This window comes from Pseudomonas sp. FW305-3-2-15-C-LB1 (assembly GCF_058787615.1).
Genome location: NZ_JBYSZX010000002.1, coordinates 111,330 through 135,948 on the forward strand (window position 1 = coordinate 111,330; position 24,619 = coordinate 135,948).

The following is a 24,619-nucleotide window of genomic DNA, read 5'->3' on the forward strand; positions in this document are numbered from 1 at the left end:
GGGCGGTAAAAAATTAAAGGAAGAAATCCATACGGAAGTAGATCGGCGCTTCACGTTCAGTGATCGGCCCCGGTCGTTCCAAAGAGTGTGCAAAGGTCACTGTGGCCGCGACGTTCTTGCCGCGTGCAAACAGTTCCAGGGAATTGCTGGTCATGCGCCCATGCTGTTCGGCGTTGTAGCGACCGTGGCGGATCACGCCCTGGTCGTAGCCGAGGCTGGTGCCGTATTCGCTGAACACCGGCTGCATCCAGGCCCAGGTCACCGGGCGGCTCCAGCGCAAATCGTTGCGCCAGTAGCCGCCGCTGTCGCCGGACAGGCTTTGATCCTTGTAGCCGCGAATCGAGGACTGCCCACCCAGGCTCATGCGTTGCGGGCTGAACAGCACGTCTTCGCTGCGTTGGCCGGTCATCAGGCTGCTGAAGCTGAATGACTCGCCCCACAACTTGAACGGGTACAGGTAGCTCACTGTCGCGGTGTATTTGCGGTAGCGCGCATCCGCCTGGCCGGGCCGTGGGTTGTGGTTTGCCTGGGCGTCGAAGGCGCCGATGCCGTCCTGCATGCCCAGGTCGATGTTGAGGAACGAGCCGCCAATGCGCCGGCCATGGTTAATGCCAAATTGCGCTTCGCTGAGGCGGTTGCTGCTCAGGGCGAGCTTGCTGTCCTCGATGAAGTTGTTGGTGCGCAGGTAGGCCACGCCGGTGCTGAGGGAGGTCTTGCTCAGGGCGTCGCGGTGGACGACTCGCTCCAAGCGCAACTGGTGGCTCTGGCTGTCACCGGACTGCTTGAAGTTGAAGCCGCTGGCCTGGGCCAGGGAGCGGTATTCAGTCTCGCTGTAGCTGTAATTGAGGTTCCACCAGCCAAACGGCAGGTTGTAGTTGAGCATTGAGTTGCGCGAGGTCTTCTGGTGGTCGCTGACGGCATCGTGGCCGCCGCGCAGGGAGAGTTGGTCGGCAAGGCCGAGAGGGTTATCCCAATCCAGGCTGGCGCCCCACTGCTGCTCGCCAGTGGCGCGCTGGCCGCCGTTGTGACGCGACAGGCCGACGCGCCAGGGTTTCTGCGGGGTGTTTTTGACCAGCACTTCGCTGCCGCCTACTTCTTTGCCAGGAGCCAACTCCATCTGGGCCTGGTTCGAGGGCAGACGATTCAGTTGATCCACCATCTGCTCGATTTCACGCAGGTTGAGCAATTCACCCTTTTTGCCTGGAAAACTCATCGCGAGTTGCCGGTCGGTGATGCCGCTGCCCTGCTCGCCCTTCAATCCTTCGAGCCTGCCTTCGACTACCTGGATCTTGAGCACGCCGCTGGAGAGGTCTTGTTGCGGCAGGTAGGCACGGCTGGTGACCAGTCCTTTGGCCAGGTAGTGGTCGGTGATGACCTTGAGCACCTCATTGAGTTGCGGTACGCCCAGGCATTGCCCGATGTAGGGCTGGATCAGCGCGTTGCGTTCGCGTTCAGACAGCGCGTCGGCACCGGTGAGTTCGATGGCCTTGATGGCGAAGCAGCGGGTGTCAGCAGGCGCCGTCGGTTTGGCAGGAGCGGCGGCTTTGCCGGGCAGGTCCTTGAGTTCTTCAAGGCGGCGTTGCTGCTCTTCGAGCAGGCGATCCTGGCGGTCGCGGATCAGGTCGGTGACCCCGGGCGTATTTTGCACCGGTGCGGCGTGGGCCAGCCCAGCGGTCCCCAGGCAAAAAAATGCGGACAGCAGGCTGAGCCTGGTCCGACGTACAGAACGCCACATTTCTAGATCCCTCTATATGGCGTAGTGCCATCAATGAGCGGCGATCTTAAGATGGCGATATAGTGGCGTCAATTAAATGTACAACTTTGTACCACTACCGACTCCAAGAGAATGGGTATTGCCGGCCTTGGGTGGGCCGACTGCTGCCTCTCACAACATCGGCCCTAAGCGGTCGCTCGCCGGTTAACGACGGACCATCGATTCGCCCAGACGTGTCAGAGCTGCACGTAGTTCTCGGTCATTACCTCCGAGCGCATTGCTGGCGATGGCTGCGTTTCTCAACAGGATCGACGCCGCATGTTCGATGTGTTCCTTGAGCAGACGGTCGGACGGACCGGACAAGGTCAGCGCCCCTTTCAACTCATGGCCCATGGCAAACACCGGCACTGATACGGCGGTAGTTTCCGGGTCCCGCTCGCCGAAGGAACAGGCCCAGAAGCGTTCGCGGACCTCGGTCAATGCAGGCTCCGCATCGCGGGAAAAGGCCCGAAGGATCTTGCCTGACGCTCCGGCCTGTAACGGAAAGCGCGCGCCTTCCAGCACCGAAACCCGCACCGCACGCTTGGGCTCGACCCGAAACAACACGACGCGGCTGCCGTTTTCCAGCACGTAGAACGAAGAGGTTTCACCGCTTTCCTCAGTGATCGACTCCAGCAAGGGGTGAATCACGTCGCGCAGTCGGAACGAGGTCTGGTACAGCTGCGACAAACGCAGAGGCTCAGGGCCGACCGAGTAACGACCATCGGTGAGGCGACGGACGAACCCGGCTTTTTCCAGCGAGGCGATCAGGCGCAGGATGGTGCTTTTGTACAACCCCGTCCGCCGCGCGATTTCGGCCAGGGCCAGACAGTCCTGCTCGATGCTGAAGGCCGACAAAATGGCAAATGCGCGGTCGACGGCAGCCACGCCGCCTTCGGCATTGGCGGCCTGGTCGGAAAGGTTTTTTTCAGATTCGGTAGTCATAGACACTCATTGTCGATTCGTCGCTCGCAGGCGGCGGATGATTCGCAAACCACCCCGCCAACCCGCAAGACAATATCAGAGCCGCCCGATCCCTTCTGAAAAAAGTGCAGCCGCTGCTCACTACTCGCGCAGGAAGAAGCGAAGCGAGACGACCATTGCTGCGGCAACGAACATGATGCAGCCCATGACCATCAGACCTGCGGTGAACGACCCGGTGTAGTCCTTCAAAAAGCCCATCAGGTAAGGCCCGACAAACCCGCCAAACGCGCCAATGGAATTGATCAGTGCGATTCCACCCGCTGCGGCTTGCCCGCGCAGGAACTTGCCCGGCAAAGTGTAGAAAATCGTCTTGCCAGCGATCGTGCCGATCAGCGCTAAAGTAATCCCTGCCAGTGCCGGAACCAGCGCGTCCATTCGCAGCGCCAGGATTAACGCAAAGCCTGCCAGCAGCATGGCCACGGTCAGGTTGAAAATGCCTTTGCCGGTACGGTCCACATGTTTGGCCCAGATCAGTAGCGCTACAGTGGCAAAGAAGTACGGAATGGCCGCAACCCAGCCGATCATGCTGACTTCGACACCATGGGCCTTGAGCATCTGCGGCAACCAGATACCGATGCCGTAGGAGCCCAGGGTGAAGCTGAAGGTGATCGAGCTGAGAATCCACACGCGTGGGTCTTTGAGTGCGGCCTTGAAGCCATGGCTGTGCTGACCTTTGCTCTGCTCTTCGGCGAGCATGCCGGTCAGCACATGGCGTTCTTCGGCGGTCAGCCATTTGGCCTCGGCCGGGTGGTTAGTCAGCACCTTCAAGGTAATCAAACCGAGGATGCACGCTGGCACCCCTTCGATGAGAAACATCCATTGCCAACCCGCAAGCCCGAGCAAACCGTGCATCTGCAACAGCCAGATCGACAGCGGCCCGCCCACCAGAAACGAGATCGGCGTGGCCACGGTAAACCAGGCCAACACCCGCGTGCGGTATTGCGCGGGGAACCACAGGGTAAGGAAGAAAATCACGCCGGGAAAGAAGCCGGCTTCAGCGATGCCGAGGATCAAGCGCACAATATAAAAGCTGTACGGCCCGACGATCATCGCGGTGGCGGCAGCGGCCAGGCCCCAAGTGATCATGATCCGCGCCATCCACAGGCGGGCGCCGAAACGGTACATCGCCAGATTGCTCGGCACTTCGCACAGGCAGTAGCCGAAGAACATGATGCCCGCGCCAAGACCGAACTGCGTGGCGGTCAGGCCCAACTGCTCGGTCATCTGCAACGCGGCGTAGCCGACGCTGGTGCGGTCCAGGTAATTGAAGAAATACGCCAACGCGAGCAAGGGGATCAAGCGCCAGGCGGCCTTGTGCAGGACGCGGGTCTGTTCGGCATCCAGGGAGCGCACGCTGCTGATATCGCTGCTGTGCGGGGGTGTCGTGACGATGGCCATGACGGGTTTCCTCAGCATTTATTTTTATAAGGCTGACGGCGGGAATGTCCGTCAGCTACAGGAATCAGGAATCCCTTCCAGCGGTTTCAGCGAACGATGCCACGCCCGCGCAACGCTTCGATGTCACCCGACGCGTAGCCCATTTCTTCGAGCAGCTCGGCAGAGTGACTGCCCATTTGCGGCACATTGAGGCGGGTATTGAAGCGACGACCATTCATCTCGAACGGCAGCATTGGCACCTTGACCGCGTCGCCATTCTCCAGCGTCAGATGGGCCAGCCCACCCGACTCGTTCAGGTGCCGGTCGTCGAACAGGTCCTGCGGCCGCTGGATCGGCGAAAACGGCAGGCCCGTCTGCTCGCACAGGTCCATGACCTCCTGCTTGCTCATTTGCGCCAGACGCTCGCGGACCTGCGGCAGAATCCTCGCCCGGGCCTGCACGCGCTGGGTGTTTTTCGCCAGTCCAGGGTCGCGCCCCAGCTCTGTAAAGCCAAAACCCTGGCAGAAATTGACCCACTGGCTGTCGCTCACCACGCCCATGAACACCTGCTCATCGCCCAGGGTATTGAACACGTCGTAGATCGCCCAGGCTGACAAACGACTGGGCATCGGCGCGGCAGGCTTGCCAGTGGTTGCCATCTGCATCATGTGTTGCCCCACCAGAAACGCTGAGTTCTCGAACAGCCCGGTCTGCACGAACTGCCCTTCCCCGGTGTTTTTGCGTTGCCACAGCGCCGCCAGAATCGAGATGGCGCTGAACATGCCGCCCATTACGTCATTGACCGAGGCACCGGCGCGTAGCGGGCGGCCTTCGGGACCCGTCATGTAGGCCAGGCCCGTCATCATCTGCACCACCTCGTCCAGCGCAGTGCGATGTTCATACGGCCCCGGCAGAAAGCCTTTCATCGAGCTGTAGATGATGTCCGGCTTGATCGCCTTGACCTGCTCGTAGCCCAGGCCGAGCTTGTCCATGGCGCCGGGACGAAAGTTCTCGGTGACCACATCGGCGCTTTCGATCAGCTTGCGCACCGCGGCCATGCCTTCCTCGGTCTTGATGTCGACCGCGAAGCTTTTCTTGTTGCGGTTGTAGGTCATCCAGTAGCCAGCGCCGGAGCCGGTCAGGCGACGCGTGTTGTCACCCTCGGGCGTCGGCTCGACCTTGATCACTTCAGCGCCGAGGTCCGCCAGCACCAGCCCACAGGTCGGGCCCATGACCATGTGCACGAACTCGACCACGCGCACGCCTGCCAGCGGCAGCGCCTGAAGGTTCCGATTGAGCAGGCTCATCGCGCACCTCCGGCGTAATGGAAATTCTTGCCGACGCCTGCGTCAGGGATGAAGCCATACAGCGGCTCTCCCGGCAGGCCCTGTTTCAGCCAGGCGCGAGCGGCCACCAGCTTGTCGATGTCCACGCCGGTGCGCAGGCCCATGGACTCGAGCAGGTAGACCAGATCCTCGGTCACGATATTGCCCGACGCCCCCGGCGCATACGGGCAACCGCCGATACCGCCCTGAGAGGCATCGATGGTGGTGACGCCAACATCCAGCGCCACGACCACATTGGCCAGGCCCTGCCCACGGGTATTGTGAAAATGCGCGCTGCCGGCCTTGCTGCCGATCTCGTTGCGCAGACGGGTGAACACGCGACGCACCTGCGCCGGATTGGCGTACCCCACAGTGTCGGCGAGCCCGACTTCATCGACGCCCAGCTCGACCATCGTAAGGGCCATGCGCAGCACATCGTCCTCGGGCACCTCGCCCTGAATCGTGCAACCGAACACCGTCGACAGCCCGGCCTCGACCTCGACGTGCGGGAAGCGCTCGTTGCGCAGGGCCATCACCGTACGCACTTCGTCGTAGACCTGTTGATGGGTCTTGCGGATGTTGGCCAGTGAATGGGGCTCGCTGACGGAAATGGGCAGGGTAATCTTTTGTACGCCGGCGTTGAACGCTGCCTCGGCGCCCTTGAGGTTCGGCACCAGCGCGGTAACGAACACGTCCGAACGCTGACGCATGTGCGCCACCAACTCGGCGGCATCGGCCATTTGCGGCAGCAGTCTGGGGGACACGAACGAGCCGACCTCGATCTCCTTCAAGCCAGCGTCGGCCAGGGCCGTCAGCCATTGAAGCTTGAGCGCAGTGGGCATGGTCGCGCTAATGCTTTGCAGGCCATCACGGGGGCCGACCTCGCTGATCAGGATGTCCAGGTTGTTATTAGAGTTCATCGCCGGGTCTCCGGGTGGTGGAATGCAATAGTTCTATCTGACAGAACACTGTTCTGAAATAATCATGAGCCGACAAAATCCCACTGTCAACGCCTCTCATCCCGAGCGATGCGCCAGGGCGCTCCCGAGAGCGTTGGGAGTGCCTGGTGATGAATGGCGAAATGAAAAACAGACAATCCCGGTGGGTTGACAGCTGAAAAAATAAAGTCGAACCTTGTTCTATCTGCAAACACAACGTTCTGTCAGATAGAACAAAAACAATAAGGCGAAAAGGTCTCGTCACCAGCAAGATCGGTGCTTTCCGTTCGCCCCCGTAGGAGCTGATCCTGTGAGCCTGTATGCCCCGCCTCGCGATTTGTCGACCCGCGTGTTCACCACGCTGCCCGAAGAATTCTGGAAAGACGGCGACTCCGACTGGGTACGCGCCAACAAACCAGGGCAGAAGGTCAAAAGCTTTCTCGAAGGGCCGTCCTTCGACCGGGACGGCAACCTGTACGTCACCGACATTCCCTACGGCCGCATCCTGCGCATCGACCCTCAAGGCCACTGGACGTTGATCGCCGAGTACGATGGCTGGCCCAACGGTTTGAAAATCCACCGCGACGGGCGGATTTTCATCGCCGATTACAAGCAAGGGATCCTGACGCTCGCTCCGCACACCGGCGCGGTGACGCCGTTCCTCACTCACAGTCGCAGCGAAGGCTTCAAGGGTGTCAACGACCTATTCTTCGATGCCGGCGGCAAGCTGTACTTCACCGATCAGGGCCAGACCGGCCAGCAGGACCCGACCGGTCGCGTCTACGCCTATGATCTGGAAAAGCAGACCCTCACGCGTCTGATCGACAACGGCCCGAGCCCCAATGGCCTTGTCATGGACCTCACGCAGAACGCGCTCTTCGTGGCGATGACCCGGGGCAACGCTGTCTGGCGCCTGCCGATCCAACGCGACGGCGGCACCAGCAAGGCGGGCATTTTCACCGCCATGGCCGGGGGCGTCAGTGGCGCCGACGGCATGGCGCTGGACAGCGAAGGCAATCTGTATGTGTGCGATGCCGGTAACGGCTGCGTCTGGGTGTTCGACCCTCACGCCGTGCCGCTGTACCGCATCCGCTCGTGCACCCAAGGCCGCACCCTGACCAACCTGGCGTTCGGTGGCGAGGGCAATCGGCAATTGTTCATCACCGACTCTTCTACCGGTTCCATCCTGGTCGCCGACCTGCCCCATAGCGGCCAGCCGATGTTCTCGCACCACTAAACCCGCAACACGCTGAATCCTGTGCGCCTGCTGCACCGGCTTCGTTCGGCCCGAAGAACGCGAGCCGTCCCGCGCTCGCCCCCTACAAAACCAATAAAAGGGATGCCCATGTTGATCTTTCTGAGCTACGCCATGATCGTCTGCTTCATGTACCTGATCATGAGCAAGCGCCTTTCACCGCTGGTGGCGCTGCTGCTGGTGCCGATCCTCTTCGGTTGCCTCGGCGGTTTCGCCACGCAACTGGGCGGCATGATGTACGACGGCGTGAAGATGCTCGCCCCCACCGGCATCATGTTGACCTTCGCGATCCTGTATTTCTGCATGATGACCGACGCCGGTCTGTTCAACCCGCTGATCAAGGTGCTGTTGCGGCTGGTCAAGGGCGACCCGCGCAAGATCGTTGTCGGCACCGCCGTGCTGGGGTTGTGCGTCGGCCTGGACGGCGACGGCGCAACCACGTACATCATCGCCACAGCAGCTTTTTTGCCGCTGTATCGTCTGACCGGCATTCGTTTGCAGGTCATGGCCACCGTGTTACTGCTGGCCATCGGGGTGATGAACATCCTGCCGTGGGCCGGGCCGTTTTCGCGAGCGGCCAGTGCCATGCACGTCGACATCACCGAGCTGTTTTTACAGATGGTTCCCATCATGATTGCTGGCGGTGTATGGGTGATTTTTGCCGCCTGGTGGCTAGGTCGAATGGAATACCGCCGTTTGGGTATTGTCAGCGTCAGCGAAGACAAGGTGCTCGAAGGCTACGCACACGTTCGCCTGAGCGACCCGAAATTTCTGTTCAATGTGGTCCTGACGGTCGCCCTCATCAGCTCGATGATGCTCAGCCTGATGCCGCTGCCGATCCTGTTCATGGTCGCCTTCGGCCTGGGTTGCCTGATCAACTACCCGACGCTCAAACAGCAGAAGGAAGTCATCGGTCGGCACGCCGACAACGTGCTGGCCGTGACCCTGCTGATTTTTGCGGCGGGCATCTTCGTCGGCATCATGGGCGGCACCGGGATGATCAAGGCTATCTCCGATAACCTGATCGCCATCCTGCCAGAGCAGGCTGGCCACGGCATGTCAGTCATCACCGCGCTGCTCAGCATGCCGTTCACCTACGTCCTGACCAACGACGCGTTCTATTTTGGAGTGCTGCCCATCCTCGCCGAAACCGCTGCCCACTACGGCATCGGCCCCCACGAAATGGCCATCGCATCGTTGATCGGCCAGCCAGTGCACCTGCTCAGCCCGCTGGTGGCCTCCACCTACCTACTGTGCGGGCTGCTGGACATTGACTATGGCGATAACCAGCGGGTCTCGCTGAAGTGGACCTTCGGCACCGTGCTGGTGATGTTGATCGCGGCCATCGCAACTGGCGCGATCACGGTCATAAACTGAATGCTCAACAGGTTGATTTGCGGATCTGGATGTCAATGCAGCGAGGCAATTTCAACAACCCTGAACCGGCTCTACCGTACAACCGCTCAGGAATCGCGCTGCGTGCCCTGGCGCAGCGCATCAAGATGTTGTTGGGCCTGGGCGGCTTGGCAATAGGCGTTGAGGATGTCTGCGATCTGGTCGTCATCCAGGGTATGGCCCTCATGCATCAGGCCGGCGGATTGAATCAGGATCTGCGGCTGGGGTTTGTTCAGGGCCAGCGCCTGGTTGCCGAACAGCTGTCGCGTGGCGCGATGCACAGGCAGGGGCGCACCGGGTCGCAAAATCAGTTTCTGCACCGTCAGCCAGCCTTCCTCACTGACGCTGACGTCGGCAATTTCGACGAGATCGACCGGCGCACTCAAGGTGTCCACAAACAACTGGCGGCGGGTCAGGCGCATAAAGGCATGTTGCCCGGCGTTGCGGTGCTGCCAAGTGAGCAGTACGAACACCACTGCCATCACCGCGGCACACACGGCCAAGCCGTTGTAACCTCGGTGCAGCCCGAAGCCCAGCAAGCCCAGGGCAATCAGCAAAAACAGCGGACCGCGCACCTTGTAACGGCGCGAATTGGTGAATGCGGTCTGCTCGGGCACGCGATGGATGACCTGCTCGAGTTCGGCGATCGCACGCTCGCGCTGAGCTTCGCGGGAGTCGGCATATTCCTGACTGAGTGTGCTGGCGAGATCCGACAGCGGATCGGAGGGTTGGGTCATGGGTCATTCTCCTTGAGCGATTGATATAGGCGGTGATACAGGCAGCCCGACATCGGAGGACGATGCATGGGTGAGTTGGCTGAACCAGTGGCGGTCGTGCTCGGTAGGCACGCGAGTGGCCTGGGCCAGCAGGTCGTCATCCAGTCGCACGCCCAGTTGCTGCATGCGCAGTGCTGTCGGCGGGTGCGTATCGAACGGGTGCGCGATGGCATGGTCCAGCGCTGCCTTGTCCAAGCGCAGTGGTGTATGAAGCAGGTGGTCGGTAAGGGCCTGGATCAGGTTCGGGTGGCGCTCGGTGAGCAGCGTGTGGATCTCCCCGTCGAGCGCGATAACGCGTAACAGTGCCTGGCAGAATAAGCGCTCACCGCCGATGTTGCCGCCCACCCTATCTGCGACCAATTCCTGGGCGCGGCCCCAGTGGTGCACCGCCAGTTGAAAGTGGTGCAGGAAACGCTGCGTCATCCAGATTGCCGGGCGCTCGACCCACGCCGGGTCGGCATCCCCAGCGCTGATATACGAAAAGTGCAGGCACATCAGGCTGAAATGCGCCCCGATCTCGCTGCCCCGTTCGGTGTCGCGACTGCTGAAATGGCCCAGCTCATGGCCGATGATCGACGCCGCTTCGGCCTGGCTCAGGGTCGAGAGGTAGGTCAGCGGCAAGTAAAGGGTGCGCCCGCTGAGCACGTCACCGGCGGGTTGCAGCGCGACATCGACGCTGGTGACGAAAAATGCCTGGTCGATGCCCACCACGATATGGTCGGGCACCGGCGCGCCGGCCGTATTGGCCAGTTGCTCAACCCACGCCCATAAGGCCGCTGCCTTGTCGCGCCCCAGGGTTTGACCCAGAAACGCCGAGGAAGGCCGGTCCAAGGCGTGCCATTGCCGGCGCAACCGCTCAATCAACCGGCAGCCTGTCCAGAGCACGGTAATCACTGGCACCGCCACCAACAGCATGAACCAGCCGCCGGCCTTGAAGTGGCTCCAGCCCCAGCTCAGTTCATACAGCAGGCACAGCGCCAGCGCGCAGACCAGCAGCCCGGTGTAGGCCACCAACCAGTGGCCCAGAGCACGCCAGCAGAGGAACAGACGGCCGTAAAGAAAATCCTTGGATTGCCGCGCGCGCCATGCGTCCAGCCGCATCTTGAGCCATGTTGAGAGCCCGGCCACCAACGCGGCGATGGCCAGCCAGTACGCCAACCCCGCCAGGGCCTGACGCACACGCAGCCAGGCGTAGTCGCCGTCGATACTTTGCGCGTCCCGCAGCACTTCATCGGCGCGCCAGCTCTGCAGACTGGCCCACCCCATCAGGGCCAGCGGCAGTACCAGTATCGTCAGCGCCCACGACCACCGTGCGAATCGACCCACTGCTCAGTTGGCCTGCAAATAATCGGTCAGGAATGCCTGCGCATTGCCTTGGCTGGACAGGAACTCGTCATAGCCAACGTTCAACGCTTGAGCGTCGCCGGGCAAGTACAGCTCGCCCCAGCCTTGACGCAGCACCAGCACGACGAACTTCTGGCCGTCCACGGTGGTGGAATAGCGGGTGTCCTTGCCGGTCTTTTCCACGGCCATTTTCTGGATCTTCATGTTCCAGTCGTGGTCCACGCCCTCTACCTGCACCAGCGCCTGATTGTCACTGCGCGCGCCGATGCGCAGGGTCCAGACTTTCACGCCGCCTTCGCCGGCATAGGCCAGCACTTTTTCCGCGACTTCCGGGCGGTTGTCAGCCTGGGCGATCCCCGCGATCACGGCCAGAACCAGGCCCAGCAGCGCTGCCCACTTGCGATATATCAACATTTACGGCTTCCTCGACAGTTCAAAGCCGACCATTGAAATCAACGCGCCGACGCCTGCCAAGCGGTGCGGCCGGGGCGCACAACAATAAGGCCGTGACTCACAACAACTGATCGGGCTGCCCGATGTCGATATCATGCAACGCTGCCCACCCGCTCTGACGGACGCTTTTGCCAATGGACCGCCGCAACCCCTATCTGGACACCCACTTCTGCTTCGATCACCCAGAGGCCCTGGACCAGGCCGGTGTATTCGATGACAGCGCGCAGCAGGTCATGGGCAGCGCGATCGGCCATTACCGTGCGCAGACGGTGCGGCCGCACCTGCAGTATTTCGACTGCGATCTGCAGTTCCCCGAACCGTTACGCATCCACAAGGTGCTGCCCGACAGCGTGTGCATCGTGCAGGTACTGGGTGGGCAATGGCAGCATCGGGTAGACGGTCGGCTAAATGAATACACCCCCGGCGCGCCTCATGTGCTGGGCTTGAGCGAAAGCATGGAAGCCATGGACCAGATGCCTGCCGGCAGCCGTGCGCGCATGGCCGGGCTGCGCATCGGCGGCGACTATCTGCGCCAATTGGCCGAAGAAGACCCGTCACTGCAATCGCTGGCCAGGCTGCTCGACGATGGCATGCACTTTTCAGAACTGCACGGCTGTCGCGCCGTCGGGCGTTTGTTCGAGCGCCTTTATCACTCGCCCTACCAGGGGGCGTTGGAACGGCTGAACCAGGAAAGCCTGAGCCTGGCCGTGCTGGTCGAGCTGGCCACGCACCTGGCGCCACAACCGGCCAAGCCCACGGCCCCGTTGCGCAGCCATTCGGACCTGGCACATGAAGCACGCTTCAAGCTCGACGCAAACCTGATGAAACCACCCGGCACGCTGGCGCTGGCACGGGAACTGGGCGTGGGTGAGACCACCCTCAGACGTGCCTTCAGCCGGGTGTACGGCCAATCGATGCTCGATTACGTGCGCCAGCAGCGCCTGGAACTGGCGCGCACCCTGCTGCGCCAGCGCAAATGGCACGTGGCGCAGATTGCCCACCGCCTGGGGTACGCCAACCCTGCCAACTTCAACCACGCCTACAAGGCGTATTTCGGTCATCCGCCAGGGGCTGAATCATGACGTTCGCTACGCCACCCCTGCCGTCTTTGGTTGAAACCACTGCAGCGACTTTCATGGGGCTTCCCTCTGAATCGTAGGATCAGAGACGGCTTCATGCGGGTCACGCTGTGCGCTTTGATCACCCTCAGAGAAATCCAAGGCAAAAAAAAGCCTGCATCTCTGCAGGCTTCTCTTTATGTCGCTATCTGGCTCCACGACCTGGACTCGAACCAGGGACCCAATGATTAACAGTCATTTGCTCTACCAACTGAGCTATCGCGGAATGCGCCGTATGTTACTGATTGAAAAGGAGAAGTCAAGCTTTCTCTGGCACTTGGCGTGATTAAACCGGATGGCCGGTTGAAACGGCGTGCTCCCTGGCCAGTTCCAGCCAGGCCAGGGCGGCGGGTGGCAGGTGGGCGCTGGCGCGCCAGGCCAGGGCGATGTGCCAGTCGGTGTGGGGTTCGTCCAGGGGGATCAGGGCGATGCCGGGGTGTTGGTGTTTGTGCGCCAGCATGCGTGGCACGAAGGCTACGCCCAGGCCGGCGGCGACCAGGTCGATGATGAAGTCGATCTGCCCGCTGCGGGCGGTCACCTTGGGGGTGACGCCTTTGCGCTCGCAGGCGGCGAGAATCTTGGCGTTGAGGGCGAAGCCGGCTTCAAACAGGATGAACGGCGAATCGGCCAGGTCGGTGAAGTCGATACGTTCAAGGCGGGCCAGCGGGTGGCTGATGGGCAGCACCGCCATCAACGGTTCGTTGCGCACGGGCTGGAAGTCGAAGTCTTCGTCCACCGGCAGCAGCAGCGCAGCCAGGTCGACCTCCCCCGCTTCCAGGCACTCGCGCAGTTTTTTGCTGCCGTATTCGGTCAGTTCGATGTCGATGTCCGGGTAACGGCTGCGGTAGGTGGCGAACATCGTCGCGAACAGCACGCCGCAACCCACCGGCGGCAGGCCGATGCGCAGTACGCCGCGCTTGAGGCCACACAGGTCGTTGATCTCGGCCACCAGGTCATTGCGCTCGGCGAGCAGTACCAGGGCGCGGCGGTAGGCAATTTCGCCGGCCGCCGTGAGTTCGTTGCGATGGCCCAGGCGATTGAGCAGCGGCGTGCCCAGTTCGTCTTCCAGGGTCTTGACCGCCTTGCTCACGCTGGATTGAGTCAAGGACACCACCTCGGCAGCCTGGGAAAATCCGCCCTGGCGCACCACTTCAACAAAGGCACGCAATGTTCTCAGGTTCATCAGTATTCCTTTGGCGACTGGCTGCCAGCGATAAAAGTTGTTTTTATCATGCCAGAGAATTGCCTATCCTGAAGCCACCTTGCCCGTGGAGCCTCTAAAAATGATCATCTCGTCCGCCTCCGACTACCGCGCAGCCGCCAAGCGCAAGCTGCCGCGCTTCCTGTTCGACTACATCGACGGCGGCGCCTACGCCGAGCACACGATGCGTGCGAACAGTTCGGACCTGGCCGAGATCAGCCTGCGCCAGCGCATCCTGCGCAATGTGGACAACCTGAGCCTGAAGACCACGGTGTTCGGCCAGGAACTCGACATGCCGGTGATCCTCAGCCCGGTCGGCCTGACCGGCATGTATGCGCGGCGCGGTGAAGTGCAGGCAGCCAAGGCGGCGGCGAACAAGGGCATCCCCTTCTGCCTGTCGACGGTGTCGGTGTGCCCGATTGAAGAAGTGGCGTCGCAAAGCGCGCAAGCGATCTGGTTCCAGTTGTATGTGCTCAAGGACCGCGGCTTCATGCGCAACGCGCTGGAGCGCGCGCAAGCGGCCGGTGTGACGACGCTGGTATTTACCGTGGACATGCCCACGCCCGGCGCACGGTATCGCGATGCCCATTCGGGCATGTCCGGCCCGTTCGCCGCACAGCGACGCATGCTGCAAGCCGTCGCCAAGCCGCAATGGGCCTTCGATGTGGGGTTGATGGGGCGTCCCCATGACCTGGGTAATATCTCCAAATACCTGGGCAAACCCACCCACCTGGAAGACTACATCGGCTGGCTGGCGAACAATTTCGACGCGTCGATCAGCTGGAAAGACCTGGAGTGGATCCGCGAGTTCTGGAAAGGCCCGATGATCATCAAAGGCATCCTCGACCCCCAGGACGCCAAGGACGCGGTGAGTTTCGGCGCCGATGGCATCGTGGTCTCCAATCACGGCGGCCGCCAATTGGACGGCGTGCTGTCCACCGCCAAAGCCTTGCCGCCGATTGCCGATGCAGTGGGCGATGACCTCACCGTATTGGTGGATTCCGGCATCCGCTCCGGGCTGGACGTGGTGCGCATGCTCGCCCTGGGTGCCAAGGCGTGCCTGCTGGGACGCGCCACCGCCTACGCGCTGGCCGCCGATGGCCAGCACGGCGTGGAAAACCTGCTGGACATCTTTGCCAAGGAAATGCGCGTGGCCATGACCCTGACTGGCGTCACGTCCATCGCGCAGATCGACCGCACCACCCTGGTCTAACCCTGCTGTTCAACGATCCCGCGGGCCTTGAGTCGGGCCAGTTGCTCCGGTGACAAGCCCAACCGCTCGCCGAGGATGTCGTCGGTGTGCTGCCCCAGCCTCGGCGCCGGCCGCTGGTACTCCACGGGGGTGCCGGACATTTTGATCGGGCTGCCGACCATGGCGAACTCCGGGTTCTGCGGATGGGGGATCTTCACCATCAGGTTGCGCGCGATCACCTGGGGTTCTTCCAGGGATTGCGCGATGGAGTTGATCGCCCCCACCGGCACCTTCGAGGCATGGATACACGCCACCCACTCATCGGCACTGCGCCCCAGAAAGTGCGCCGAAAGCAGCGCGACTATCTCTTCGCGATGGGCCACGCGGTCGGCGTTGCGGCGAAAGCGCGGGTCGTCCGGCAGATGCGCCAGGCCGATGCTCTGGCACAGCGCGACAAACTGGCTGTCGTTGCCACAGGCGATGATGAAGTCGCGGTCGGCGGCACGGAACACCTGGTAAGGCACGATATTGGCGTGGGCATTGCCATAACGCTGCGGCACCTTGCCCGAGGCCAGGTAGTTCATGCTTTGGTTGGCCAAGGTCGCGACCTGCACATCCAGCAACGCCATATCAATGTATTGGCCCACGCCGGTGCGCTCACGGCTGAGCAGCGCGGCCTGGATCGCCACGGTGGAATACAGGCCGGTCATCAGGTCGGAGAACGCCACGCCGACTTTTTGCGGGCCGCCGCCGGGCAGGTCATCGCGCTCGCCGGTGATGCTCATCAGGCCGCCGATGCCCTGGATGATGAAGTCGTAGCCCGGCTCCTCGGCACGCGGGCCGGTCTGGCCGAAACCGGTGATGGAGCAATACACCAGGCGCGGGTTGAGCTCGGCCAGGGTTGCGTAGTCCAGGCCGTAGCGGGCCAGGGAGCCTGCTTTATAGTTCTCGATCAACACATCGGAACTCGCCGCCAATGCCCGCACCAACTCCTGGCCTTCGGGAGTGGCAATGTCGATGGCCACGGATAACTTGCCGCGATTGGTCGACTGATAGTACGACGCCTCGCCGGACGACTCACCGGTGTCGGTCTTCATCCACGGCGGGCCCCAAGCACGGGTGTCGTCGCCGCTTTTCGGGCGTTCGATCTTGACCACTTCCGCGCCAAGGTCAGCCAACACTTGCCCACACCAGGGGCCGGCCAACACACGGCTCAGATCCAGCACCCGCAAACCTGTCAATGCACCCATTGTTCTTATCCTGTGAGGTTGGGAAATCAGCCGGCTTTCGGCGCTTCATGGCGCAGGGAAATCCCCAGCAGCGCCCGCCGCCGCAACCACGGGCTGGGGCGGTAGCGCGGGTCGTGGGTGAGCTCGCCCATGCGCTGCAAAATCGTGAGCAGGCGTCGTGGCCCGAGGGCATCGCCCCAGGCCAGCGGGCCGCTGGGGTAGCCCAGGCCGAGCTGCACGGCCTGGTCGATATCCTCGACACTGGCGATGCGCTGCTGGGCAATGTCGCAGGCGAGGTTGACCACCATCGCCAAGGTGCGTTGGGCCACAAAACCAACGCTGTCGCCGATCACCGTGACGCCCACACCATCCGCTGCGAGCAAGGCGTGAGCGGCATCGCGCATCGCCGGGGCCGTCAGCGGGTTTTGCATCAGCGTGCGGTGGCGCGACAGGTCCGTCAGCACATCGATGCACAGCGTGCGCGCCGGGTCGGTATCGAAGTGCACGCACGCACTGGTGGCATCGCGGCCATAAGGCGCCAATAGGCATAACGCCTGCGGCGACGGTTGCGCAGCGTGTTCCAGGTGGGCGCCCAGGTCGATCACCAGGGCACTCAAGCGCTCGTAGTCTTCACTGTTTTCCGTGGCGATCCACACCGGTGGCAGCGGTTGCACCGTGGGCACCGGCTGGGGTTGCGGGCCGTTGATGAGCTGGCCGTGTTCATACTGATAGAAGCCGTGCCCGGTCTTGCGCCCCAGGCGGCCGCCCACCAGCATCTGCCGGGTCAGGGGCGACGGTTTGTAGCGGGGCTCCTGGTAGAACTGGTTGTAGATCGACTCCATCACCGGGTGCGACACGTCCAGGCCGGTGAGGTCCAGCAGCTCCAGCGGCCCCATGCGAAACCCGGCGCCGTCGCGCAGGATACGGTCGATATCGCCGCGCTCGGCGATGCCTTCTTCCAGCATCTTCAGGGCTTCGGTGCCGTAGGCCCGGCCGGCGTGGTTGACGATGAAACCAGGCGTGTCCTTGGCGCGCACGCCGCGATGGCCGGTGCGTGCAACCAGGGCCAGCAATGCCTCACCGACCTTGGGCGCGGTGGCCAGGCCATCGATCACCTCCACCACGCGCATCAACGGCACCGGGTTGAAGAAGTGCAGGCCCGCCACACGCCCGGGGTGCCGGCAACCAGTGGCGATGGCCGTGACGGAGAGTGAAGACGTGTTGGTCGCCAGGATGCACGTGGGGCTGACAATACCTTCAAGCTGTTGCAACAGGCCGCGTTTGGCGTCGAGGTTTTCCACGATGGCTTCGACCACCAGGTCGCAATCGCGCAGGTCCTCAATGCGGTCGACCACTTGCAAGTTGGCCAACGCTGCATCCATCGCCGCCTGGCTGATCTTGCCCTTGCCCACCAACTTCGCAAACGTACCACCGAGGTTGTCACGGGCCGCTTGCGCAGCGCCGTCGCGAGCATCGAACAGGCATACCCGAACACCGGCCTGAGCAGCGATTTGCGCAATGCCCTCGCCCATGACACCGGTGCCCACCAGGCCCAACGTGTTGATAGCGTCGCTCATGCTTATTCCCCCCGGTACTGCGGCGTGCGTTTTTCGAAGAACGCCGCAGCGCCCTCCTTCTGGTCCCTGGAGTCGAACAACAATTGGAACGCCTTGCGCTCCAGCACCAGGGCGCTTTCCAGCGGCAGGTCGGCACCGGCCAGCATCACTTCCTTGATCTGCTCCACCGCCAACGGCGGCAGCGCGGCGATCTGCGCGGCCAGTTCCAGGGCGCGGGGCAGCGTCTGATCGTCGCTGACCATCTCGCTGAGCATGCCCATGGCCAGGGCTTCCTTCGCGCTGACCATGCAGCCGGTGAGCGCAATGCGCATCGCCTGGAATTTACCCACCGCCCGCACCAGCCGCTGGGTGCCGCCCGCCCCCGGCATCAAGCCCAGCTTGACCTCCGGCTGGGCAAACCGCGCCGATTCACCCGCCACGATCAGGTCGCAATGCATCGCCAGCTCACAGCCACCGCCCAGGGCAAAACCATTGACGGCCGCGATCACCGGCTTGGGGCAGCGACTGATGGCTTCCCACAGATATTCGGTGTGGCGGCGGTACATATCGATCGCCCCGGCGGCGGCGAACTCCTTGATATCCGCGCCAGCGACGAAGAACTGTTCGCCCCCGGTCAGCACAATGGCGCGCACATCCTGACGGCGAGCCAAAGCGCGGAAGTGCTCGGCGAGCGCCTCACGTACCTTGGCATTCAGGGCGTTCTTGACTTCGGGTCGATGGATACGGACCACGGCCACGCCATTGTCCTGGACATCGAGGGTCACCACGGGTGGGTTAGCGTTGGTCACATTGACTCCTGCTGCACTGTTCTTGTTAGTTGGATTGCACTTGTTTCGCTATGCGAAATAACATTCCGTATTTATCGATAATCATAAGTATCGTCCCCACAGGTGTAAACGTAAAAACCCGAACTCATGCACATACAGTCTTTAACCTGCTGTTTTATCGGGGTTTATCGCATCAAATAATCGCCAAGCAAAAAGTTGCTTAGTTTCGCTGTGCGGAATACTATTTTGTTTTGTTGATTTTATAAAAAAATGAGGCTTAACATGCGCCGTCGAAACCCGGACTCGGACAACAACCAAGTCCCAGCAGGCAACAACGCCTTCGAGCATTTGTTGATTGACCCGATGCACAACGATGAGGAGGAAGACAAGGACCGCCAGTTCGTCACCGCCCTGGCCCGTGGCCTGGAACTGCTGCGCTGTTTCACGCCGAGCGAGAGTGTGCTGGGCAACCAGGAACTGGCGCGCAAGACCGGGCTGCCGAAACCGACGATCACCCGCATGACCCACACCCTGACCCGCTTGGGTTACCTCAGGCACCTGCCGCAGTCGGGCCGGTACCAGTTGGAGGTGGGCGTGATGGCCTTCGGTTACGCCATGTTGTCGAACCTGTCAATCCGCGCCGTGGCCCACCCGTTGATGGAGACCATGGCCAAGTACGCCCAGGCGGCCGTCGCGATGGCCACCCGCGACCGCCTCGACGCGGTGTACCTGGATGTGGTCCAGGGCGAAGCCAACATGACCATGCGCCGCCAGGTCGGTACACGGTTGCCGTTGCACTTGAGTTCAGCAGGCCGCGCCTGCCTGGCAGCGATGCCGGAAAACGAGCGGGAGTTCATTCTCGACCACGTCCGCCAGCGCTATCTGGAGGACTGGCCGAACATCCGCAAGGGGCTGGAACGCGCCTTCCGGGACTACACCGATTTCGGCTATTGCATGTCGATCGGTGAGTGGCACCGCGATGTCAACGCCATCGCCGTACCGCTGCGACACGCACAACACGGCTTGCTGGCGTTCAACTGTGGCGGACCGAGTTTCCACCTCTCCCGGGAGAAACTCGAAGACGACATCGGCCCCCGCCTCAAGCACATGGTGAACAATATCGAGGCCGCCACCCGCTAGCTGGACAGGTGCATGGCCTCGGCAGATTGACGATAACAGGCCCGCCGAACGGGCCGCTGAGGGCTGCACATGATCCGAGACGCACAAACCCTGCATATCCTGGTGGACGCCATTGCGCAGTTCGTCGATGAAGCGCTGATCCCACGGGAAAACGAAGTCGCCGAAACCGATGAAATCCCGGCGGACATCATCAGCCAATTCCAGGACATGGGCCTGTTCGGCCTGACCATTCCCGAAGCCTACGGCGGCCTGGGCCTGACCATGGAAGAAGAGGTGACCATCGCCTTTGAACTGGGGCGCACCTCCCCGGCCTTCCGTTCGTACTTCGGCACCAACAATGGCATCGGCTCCATCGGCATCCTGCTCGACGGCACCGACGCGCAGAAGGAACATTACCTGCCGCTGCTGGCCAGCGGCGCGCTGCTCAGCTCGTTCTGCCTCACCGAACCCGACTCCGGCTCCGACGCCGCCTCGCTGAAAACCACCGCCGTACGCGATGGCGACCACTACGTGATCAACGGCACCAAGCGCTTTATCACCAACGCACCCCACGCCGGGATTTTCACGGTGATGGCGCGAACCGACCCGGCGATCCGCGGCTCGGGCGGTATCAGCGCGTTCATCATCGAACGTGACACGCCAGGCCTGTCCCTGGGCAAGCGCGATCACAAGATGGGCCAGCACGGCGCGCACACCAGCGACGTGATCTTCGACAACGTCCGCGTGCCAGCCAGCCAGTTGATCGGTGGCGTCGAAGGCGTGGGTTTCAAGACCGCCATGAAGGTCCTCGACAAAGGCCGCCTGCACATCGCCGCCGTCAGCGTGGGCGCCGCCGAGCGCATGCTGGGTGACGCGCTGAACTATGCGATCGAACGCAAGCAATTCGGCCAGCCGATTGCCGAGTTCCAGTTGATCCAGGCCATGCTCGCCGACAGCAAGGCCGAAATCTATGCGGCGCGCTGCATGGTGCTCGACGCCGCCCGCAAGCGTGACGAAGGCCGGGACATCGGCACCGAAGCTTCTTGCTCGAAGATGTTCGCCACCGAGATGTGCGGTCGCGTCGCTGACCGCTGTGTGCAGATCCATGGCGGCGCCGGCTATATCAGCGAGTACGCCATTGAACGTTTCTACCGAGATGTGCGCCTGTTCCGCCTCTACGAAGGCACCACGCAGATCCAGCAATTGGTGATTGCCCGCAACATGATTCGCGCGGCGCAACGCTGAGCACCACCCATACCCAATGCCCTAACAACTACAACAAGGTATCGCTATGGAAGTCGCCGCATCGGCGGGCGCGTTGTCGCCTGCAAAAAGCAAACTGTGGATCATTGTCTTTATCTTCTGCTTCCTCGGCCTGTTGATCGATGGCGCAGACCTGATGTTGCTGTCCTACAGCCTCAGCAGCCTCAAGGCCGAGTTCGGCCTGACCAGCGTCGAGGCCGGCAGCCTGGGCAGTTTCACCCTGGCCGGCATGGCCATTGGTGGCATCTACGGGGGCTGGGCCTGTGACCGCTTCGGCCGGGTCAAAACCGTGGTGTGGAGCATCGTGCTGTTCTCCGTGGGCACGGCGATCCTGGGCATGACCCACAGCTATTGGCAGTTCGCGAGCACGCGGTTTTTCGCCTCCCTCGGCCTGGGCGCGCTGTATGTGGCGTGCAACACGTTGATGGCCGAATACGTGCCGACCCGCTACCGCACCACCGTGCTCGGCACCCTGCAGGCTGGCTGGTCGGTGGGGTACATCGTCGCCACGCTGCTGGCAGGCTGGATCCTGCCCGAACACGGCTGGCGCTGGTTGTTCTACGTGGCGATCATCCCGGTGATCCTCGCCGTGCTGATGCAACGCCTGGTGCCAGAGCCTCAAGCCTGGCTGACCGCACGCGCCGAGCGCGTGCAGGAGAAAGCCAATGGCACCCGGCAAGCCCAGCAGAAAAAGCCCGACGGCATGTTCAAGCTGATCTTCAGCGACCCCAAGGCCAGCCGCATGTTCCTGCTCTGGGCCTTGACCGCAGGCTTCCTGCAGTTCGGCTACTACGGTGTGAACAACTGGATGCCGTCCTACCTGGAAAGCGAACTGGGGATGAACTTCAAGTCGATGACCAGCTATATGGTCGGCACCTACGCCGCGATGATCTTCGGCAAGATCCTTGCGGGGTTGGCGGCGGACCGCCTGGGACGTCGCGCCGTGTTTGCGTTTGGCGCCCTGGGCACGGCGGTCTTCTTGCCGGTCATCGTGTTGTTCCAGAGCCCGGAGAACATCTTGTGGATGCTGGTGGTGTTCGGTTTCCTGTACGGGATTCCCTATGGCGTGAATGCCACCTACATGACCGAAAGCTTCGAGGCGAAGTTTCGTGGTTCGGCAGTGGGCGGGGCCTACAATATCGGGCGCATTGGTGCGGCAGTGGCACCGGCAGCCATTGGTTTCCTGGCGTCCCATGGCTCCATCGGCATGGGGTTCCTGGTAATGGGCGGCGCGTACTTCATCTGCGGCGTCATCCCGGCGTTGTTTATTCGCGATAAACAGTTCGATCCGCAAAAACAGTAAGCGCGGCGCCCGCTTGCCAAATAACTGGCGTCATCCTTCGGCGACTGTTTTTAGCGATAAAAACAGTCGCTTGATTTGTAAGGCTTTTTATTTAATTGAACGAATGTGGCATGAAACTCGCTCTAACCCTCTCCAAGCAGGTTAAGCGATGACAAGACGTGCGGCAGTGCCCAGGGGTTATAACCCACAGTAAAGCGGTCTAGACTGTAATTCATGTTTTACGGAACTGAAGGAACAGTAAGACGCTTGGCATTCGCCACTCTCATCGAGCCTGTAAGACAGCTGAGTGCTTAGAGGCCGAACGGTTATGAAAACACCTACCCAGACCCATGCAATTGACTTTGACAGTGCCAAATTGCAACGCCTGGGCTTTGGTCAACCCGCCCTCCTGCCGCGCCGCCCCACCACCGTTATCGAACTTCGCCAGCAACTGGGCCAGCAACTGCAAACCAGCCTGGAACCGGAGCGCATTCTCGCGGTGTTCTTCCGTGAGATCCAACGCCTGGTGCCCCTGGACGCCCTGCACTACCGTCACCAGGCCAGCGACCTGCGCCTGGAGTTCGGCCATCGCGGCCATCACTCGATGAGCTACAGCCTGAGCCATGAAGGCGAGCACTTGGGCGAGCTGATCTTCCGGCGCAACCAGCGCCTGGCGGAAGAAGAACTCGGCCAACTTGAATCGCTGCTGGCGACCCTGCTCTACCCGATGCGCAACGCCCTGCTCTACCGCGCCGCCACCCGCAGCGCGCTGCGTGACCCACTGACCGAGACCGGCAACCGCATCGCCATGGACCAGACCCTGCAACGGGAAATCGACATGGCGCGCCGCCACCTGAACCCGCTGTCCTTGCTAATGCTGGACATCGACCACTTCAAGACCATCAACGACACCCACGGCCATGCCGCCGGCGACAACGTGCTGCGCACTGTGGCAGCATCGATCAAGAGCCAGCTGCGTAACGTGGACATGGTGTTTCGTTATGGCGGGGAAGAGTTTCTGATCCTGCTGTCCAACACCGGTCGCGATGCGGCGGCGATGGTCGGCGAACGCCTGCGCCAGGCGACACAAGCCCAGGATTATTGGGCGGACGGAACGCGGATCGAATTGACGGTGAGCCTGGGTTGCTCGACCTTGCTGCCCGCCGAATCTGCCGAAAGCCTGCTGCGCCGGGCCGACAGCGCGTTGTACGTGGCCAAGCGCGAAGGCCGCAACCGCCTGGCGATGGCGGGGTAAACCCCCTTCAGCTGTAGCGAACTGGCTTACTGTGGCAATAAGGCTTGTTGGGGTAATCGGGCATGTTGTGGCGAGCGGGCTTGCCCCGCGTTGGACTGCGCAGCAGTCCCATGCTTTTTGAATAAAAAGCGGGCCGCTTCGCGGCCCAACGCGGGGCAAGCCCGCTCGCCACAATGGTTACATCAAGCCTCGCTGGCAACCCGCGCCTGGCGCTCACGCATCACCGCTGGGGCTTTTTCTTTCTCCAGACGCATGCAGCTTTCCAGGAACAAATACATGTAGTCGTAGCTCTTGCACACGGCTTGGCGCAGTTCCGCCTGCAATGCCTTGGTGGGGTTCATCCCGGCCAGGGTGCAGATGATTTCCAGCGCTTCCCACGGGTGGGCGTCATCGTACTGGGCATGCATCTTCAACCACTTCATCGCACGCTTGCGTTCTTCCTCGGGGAAGGCCGCCGCGTAGACACCGGTGGAACACACCACGGCGGACCACTCGCCGGTTGCGCCTTCAATCGCGTAGTTGGTCGCGGCAATGGCCACGATCAACGAATCGGCCGAGCTGGTGTGCCAGCACCAATGGCTGAGGGCATGCAACTCCGGCGGTACGTCCTGGGCTTGCAATTCGTCCAGGCTCACGCCGTGGGCACGGGCCCAATTGACCCAGTAATCGGCGTGGTTGAGTTCCACGCGAATATTGCGCATCAGCCAACGCCGCGCCATGTCCTCCCCAGGATGGCGGGCAAATTTGGTCTTGGTGAGGTTCTGTGCCATGTACAAGGCAAACTGCTCCACCACCGGCCAGCCACCGATCAGGTAGTGGCGCATGGTCCTGGCGCTGAGCGTGTTGTCGCGCATGCGCTGGTACAGTTCGTGTTCGACAACTCGGCGCTTGCTCTCGCTACAGTCCAGGATCAGTTTCTGAGCCCAGGCGGGGTAACTCGAGGCTTCCATAAGCGGGCCGGTTCTGTTGAATGTGTCGATCACTGTAAGGCTCCTTTTTAAGTGTGATTGTACAGA

General features: G+C 61.9%; 21 protein-coding genes and 1 tRNA gene. 8 read left to right on the forward strand and 14 right to left on the reverse strand.

Features of this window, described 5'->3' with window-relative positions:
* Positions 1–13: 13 nt before the first annotated feature.
* The 5 genes from AC3WP7_RS04385 to AC3WP7_RS04405 all read right to left on the reverse strand — a co-directional run bounded on the left by AC3WP7_RS04385 (position 14) and on the right by AC3WP7_RS04405 (position 6,359).
* Entirely contained in the window at positions 14–1,735 is a 1,722-nt protein-coding gene (locus AC3WP7_RS04385; RefSeq protein WP_102592319.1) for a ShlB/FhaC/HecB family hemolysin secretion/activation protein, read from the reverse strand.
* A 183-nt stretch (positions 1,736–1,918) separates the two neighbouring features.
* On the reverse strand, positions 1,919–2,698 hold the full coding sequence (locus tag AC3WP7_RS04390) for an IclR family transcriptional regulator (protein ID WP_102592320.1): 780 nt from the start codon (positions 2,696–2,698) through the stop codon (positions 1,919–1,921).
* Positions 2,699–2,818: 120 nt separating this feature from the next.
* Complete coding sequence (locus AC3WP7_RS04395; RefSeq protein ID WP_058424970.1) at positions 2,819–4,135, reverse strand: MFS transporter; 1,317 nt, start codon at positions 4,133–4,135, stop codon at positions 2,819–2,821.
* 86 nt (positions 4,136–4,221) lie between these two features.
* A complete protein-coding gene (locus AC3WP7_RS04400) occupies positions 4,222–5,421 on the reverse strand; it encodes a CaiB/BaiF CoA transferase family protein (protein WP_071492793.1) in 1,200 nt (399 codons plus the stop codon).
* Complete coding sequence (locus tag AC3WP7_RS04405; protein WP_102592321.1) at positions 5,418–6,359, reverse strand: hydroxymethylglutaryl-CoA lyase; 942 nt, start codon at positions 6,357–6,359, stop codon at positions 5,418–5,420. The genes AC3WP7_RS04400 and AC3WP7_RS04405 overlap by 4 nt, the downstream gene beginning before the upstream one ends.
* Before the next feature lie 328 nt (positions 6,360–6,687).
* Between AC3WP7_RS04405 and AC3WP7_RS04410 the strand changes: the two genes are divergently transcribed.
* Both AC3WP7_RS04410 and AC3WP7_RS04415 read left to right on the forward strand, forming a co-directional pair.
* Positions 6,688–7,614, forward strand: coding sequence for an SMP-30/gluconolactonase/LRE family protein (locus AC3WP7_RS04410; protein ID WP_102592322.1), 927 nt, complete (start codon positions 6,688–6,690; stop codon positions 7,612–7,614).
* A gap of 108 nt (positions 7,615–7,722) precedes the next feature.
* Positions 7,723–9,009 (forward strand): CitMHS family transporter, encoded by a 1,287-nt coding sequence (locus AC3WP7_RS04415; RefSeq protein WP_058424974.1) that lies wholly within the window; start codon positions 7,723–7,725, stop codon positions 9,007–9,009.
* An 86-nt stretch (positions 9,010–9,095) separates the two neighbouring features.
* Here the strand turns inward: AC3WP7_RS04415 and AC3WP7_RS04420 are convergent, their stop codons facing one another.
* Genes AC3WP7_RS04420 through AC3WP7_RS04430 form a run of 3 tightly spaced genes read right to left on the reverse strand, consistent with a single transcriptional unit; the run spans position 9,096 to position 11,561 of the window.
* Complete coding sequence (locus tag AC3WP7_RS04420; RefSeq protein ID WP_256575441.1) at positions 9,096–9,764, reverse strand: hypothetical protein; 669 nt, start codon at positions 9,762–9,764, stop codon at positions 9,096–9,098.
* Between the two features lie 3 nt (positions 9,765–9,767).
* The gene (locus AC3WP7_RS04425) at positions 9,768–11,129 is read right to left on the reverse strand and encodes a M48 family metallopeptidase (protein ID WP_256579978.1); all 1,362 of its coding nucleotides are present in this window, start codon (positions 11,127–11,129) and stop codon (positions 9,768–9,770) included.
* Between the two features lie 3 nt (positions 11,130–11,132).
* Positions 11,133–11,561, reverse strand: coding sequence for a hypothetical protein (locus AC3WP7_RS04430; RefSeq protein ID WP_071492789.1), 429 nt, complete (start codon positions 11,559–11,561; stop codon positions 11,133–11,135).
* Positions 11,562–11,734: 173 nt separating this feature from the next.
* On the opposite strand from AC3WP7_RS04430, the gene AC3WP7_RS04435 reads away from it, so the two are divergent.
* Positions 11,735–12,682: a helix-turn-helix transcriptional regulator gene (locus tag AC3WP7_RS04435; protein WP_092243278.1), complete on the forward strand. Its 948-nt coding sequence runs from the start codon at positions 11,735–11,737 to the stop codon at positions 12,680–12,682.
* A 186-nt stretch (positions 12,683–12,868) separates the two neighbouring features.
* Here the strand turns inward: AC3WP7_RS04435 and AC3WP7_RS04440 are convergent.
* Positions 12,869–12,944 (reverse strand) — tRNA-Asn (locus AC3WP7_RS04440).
* Positions 12,945–13,004: 60 nt separating this feature from the next.
* Positions 13,005–13,901, reverse strand: coding sequence for a LysR family transcriptional regulator (locus tag AC3WP7_RS04445; protein WP_071490736.1), 897 nt, complete (start codon positions 13,899–13,901; stop codon positions 13,005–13,007).
* 100 nt (positions 13,902–14,001) lie between these two features.
* Between AC3WP7_RS04445 and lldD the strand changes: the two genes are divergently transcribed.
* Complete coding sequence (gene lldD, locus AC3WP7_RS04450) at positions 14,002–15,132, forward strand: FMN-dependent L-lactate dehydrogenase LldD (RefSeq protein WP_058424979.1); 1,131 nt, start codon at positions 14,002–14,004, stop codon at positions 15,130–15,132.
* Here lldD and AC3WP7_RS04455 read toward each other — a convergent pair.
* The 3 genes from AC3WP7_RS04455 to AC3WP7_RS04465 are packed head-to-tail and all read right to left on the reverse strand — an operon-like array spanning position 15,129 to position 18,705.
* Positions 15,129–16,361, reverse strand: coding sequence for a CaiB/BaiF CoA transferase family protein (locus AC3WP7_RS04455; RefSeq protein ID WP_092243269.1), 1,233 nt, complete (start codon positions 16,359–16,361; stop codon positions 15,129–15,131). The two genes, lldD and AC3WP7_RS04455, sit on opposite strands and share 4 nt — an antisense overlap.
* Before the next feature lie 26 nt (positions 16,362–16,387).
* Positions 16,388–17,917, reverse strand: coding sequence for a 3-hydroxyacyl-CoA dehydrogenase (locus tag AC3WP7_RS04460; RefSeq protein WP_102592323.1), 1,530 nt, complete (start codon positions 17,915–17,917; stop codon positions 16,388–16,390).
* Between the two features lie 2 nt (positions 17,918–17,919).
* On the reverse strand, positions 17,920–18,705 hold the full coding sequence (locus AC3WP7_RS04465; RefSeq protein WP_093529590.1) for an enoyl-CoA hydratase: 786 nt from the start codon (positions 18,703–18,705) through the stop codon (positions 17,920–17,922).
* A gap of 249 nt (positions 18,706–18,954) precedes the next feature.
* Between AC3WP7_RS04465 and AC3WP7_RS04470 the strand changes: the two genes are divergently transcribed.
* From AC3WP7_RS04470 to AC3WP7_RS04485, 4 genes are all read left to right on the forward strand, one after another.
* A complete protein-coding gene (locus AC3WP7_RS04470) occupies positions 18,955–19,824 on the forward strand; it encodes an IclR family transcriptional regulator (RefSeq protein ID WP_102592324.1) in 870 nt (289 codons plus the stop codon).
* A gap of 69 nt (positions 19,825–19,893) precedes the next feature.
* The gene (locus AC3WP7_RS04475) at positions 19,894–21,048 is read left to right on the forward strand and encodes an acyl-CoA dehydrogenase family protein (RefSeq protein ID WP_071490741.1); all 1,155 of its coding nucleotides are present in this window, start codon (positions 19,894–19,896) and stop codon (positions 21,046–21,048) included.
* 46 nt (positions 21,049–21,094) lie between these two features.
* Positions 21,095–22,369 (forward strand): MFS transporter, encoded by a 1,275-nt coding sequence (locus AC3WP7_RS04480; RefSeq protein WP_102592325.1) that lies wholly within the window; start codon positions 21,095–21,097, stop codon positions 22,367–22,369.
* Positions 22,370–22,676: 307 nt separating this feature from the next.
* Positions 22,677–23,603 (forward strand): GGDEF domain-containing protein, encoded by a 927-nt coding sequence (locus AC3WP7_RS04485; protein ID WP_093529588.1) that lies wholly within the window; start codon positions 22,677–22,679, stop codon positions 23,601–23,603.
* 182 nt (positions 23,604–23,785) lie between these two features.
* Here AC3WP7_RS04485 and AC3WP7_RS04490 read toward each other — a convergent pair whose 3' ends face one another.
* The gene (locus tag AC3WP7_RS04490; RefSeq protein ID WP_219733315.1) at positions 23,786–24,553 is read right to left on the reverse strand and encodes an iron-containing redox enzyme family protein; all 768 of its coding nucleotides are present in this window, start codon (positions 24,551–24,553) and stop codon (positions 23,786–23,788) included.
* Between the last annotated feature and the right edge of the window lie 66 nt (positions 24,554–24,619).

Bases quoted from the DNA above. Each gene is read 5' to 3' on its own strand.
- AC3WP7_RS04385 (WP_102592319.1), bottom strand. From the start codon at position 1,735: ATGTGGCGTTCTGTACGTCGGACCAGGCTCAGCCTGCTGTCCGCATTT.
- AC3WP7_RS04390 (WP_102592320.1), bottom strand. From the start codon at position 2,698: ATGACTACCGAATCTGAAAAAAACCTTTCCGACCAGGCCGCCAATGCC.
- AC3WP7_RS04395 (WP_058424970.1), bottom strand. From the start codon at position 4,135: ATGGCCATCGTCACGACACCCCCGCACAGCAGCGATATCAGCAGCGTG.
- AC3WP7_RS04400 (WP_071492793.1), bottom strand. From the start codon at position 5,421: ATGAGCCTGCTCAATCGGAACCTTCAGGCGCTGCCGCTGGCAGGCGTG.
- AC3WP7_RS04405 (WP_102592321.1), bottom strand. From the start codon at position 6,359: ATGAACTCTAATAACAACCTGGACATCCTGATCAGCGAGGTCGGCCCC.
- AC3WP7_RS04415 (WP_058424974.1), top strand. From the start codon at position 7,723: ATGTTGATCTTTCTGAGCTACGCCATGATCGTCTGCTTCATGTACCTG.
- AC3WP7_RS04420 (WP_256575441.1), bottom strand. From the start codon at position 9,764: ATGACCCAACCCTCCGATCCGCTGTCGGATCTCGCCAGCACACTCAGT.
- AC3WP7_RS04430 (WP_071492789.1), bottom strand. From the start codon at position 11,561: ATGTTGATATATCGCAAGTGGGCAGCGCTGCTGGGCCTGGTTCTGGCC.
- AC3WP7_RS04435 (WP_092243278.1), top strand. From the start codon at position 11,735: ATGGACCGCCGCAACCCCTATCTGGACACCCACTTCTGCTTCGATCAC.
- AC3WP7_RS04445 (WP_071490736.1), bottom strand. From the start codon at position 13,901: ATGAACCTGAGAACATTGCGTGCCTTTGTTGAAGTGGTGCGCCAGGGC.
- lldD (WP_058424979.1), top strand. From the start codon at position 14,002: ATGATCATCTCGTCCGCCTCCGACTACCGCGCAGCCGCCAAGCGCAAG.
- AC3WP7_RS04455 (WP_092243269.1), bottom strand. From the start codon at position 16,361: ATGGGTGCATTGACAGGTTTGCGGGTGCTGGATCTGAGCCGTGTGTTG.
- AC3WP7_RS04460 (WP_102592323.1), bottom strand. From the start codon at position 17,917: ATGAGCGACGCTATCAACACGTTGGGCCTGGTGGGCACCGGTGTCATG.
- AC3WP7_RS04470 (WP_102592324.1), top strand. From the start codon at position 18,955: ATGAGGCTTAACATGCGCCGTCGAAACCCGGACTCGGACAACAACCAA.
- AC3WP7_RS04475 (WP_071490741.1), top strand. From the start codon at position 19,894: ATGATCCGAGACGCACAAACCCTGCATATCCTGGTGGACGCCATTGCG.
- AC3WP7_RS04480 (WP_102592325.1), top strand. From the start codon at position 21,095: ATGGAAGTCGCCGCATCGGCGGGCGCGTTGTCGCCTGCAAAAAGCAAA.
- AC3WP7_RS04485 (WP_093529588.1), top strand. From the start codon at position 22,677: ATGAAAACACCTACCCAGACCCATGCAATTGACTTTGACAGTGCCAAA.
- AC3WP7_RS04490 (WP_219733315.1), bottom strand. From the start codon at position 24,553: ATGGAAGCCTCGAGTTACCCCGCCTGGGCTCAGAAACTGATCCTGGAC.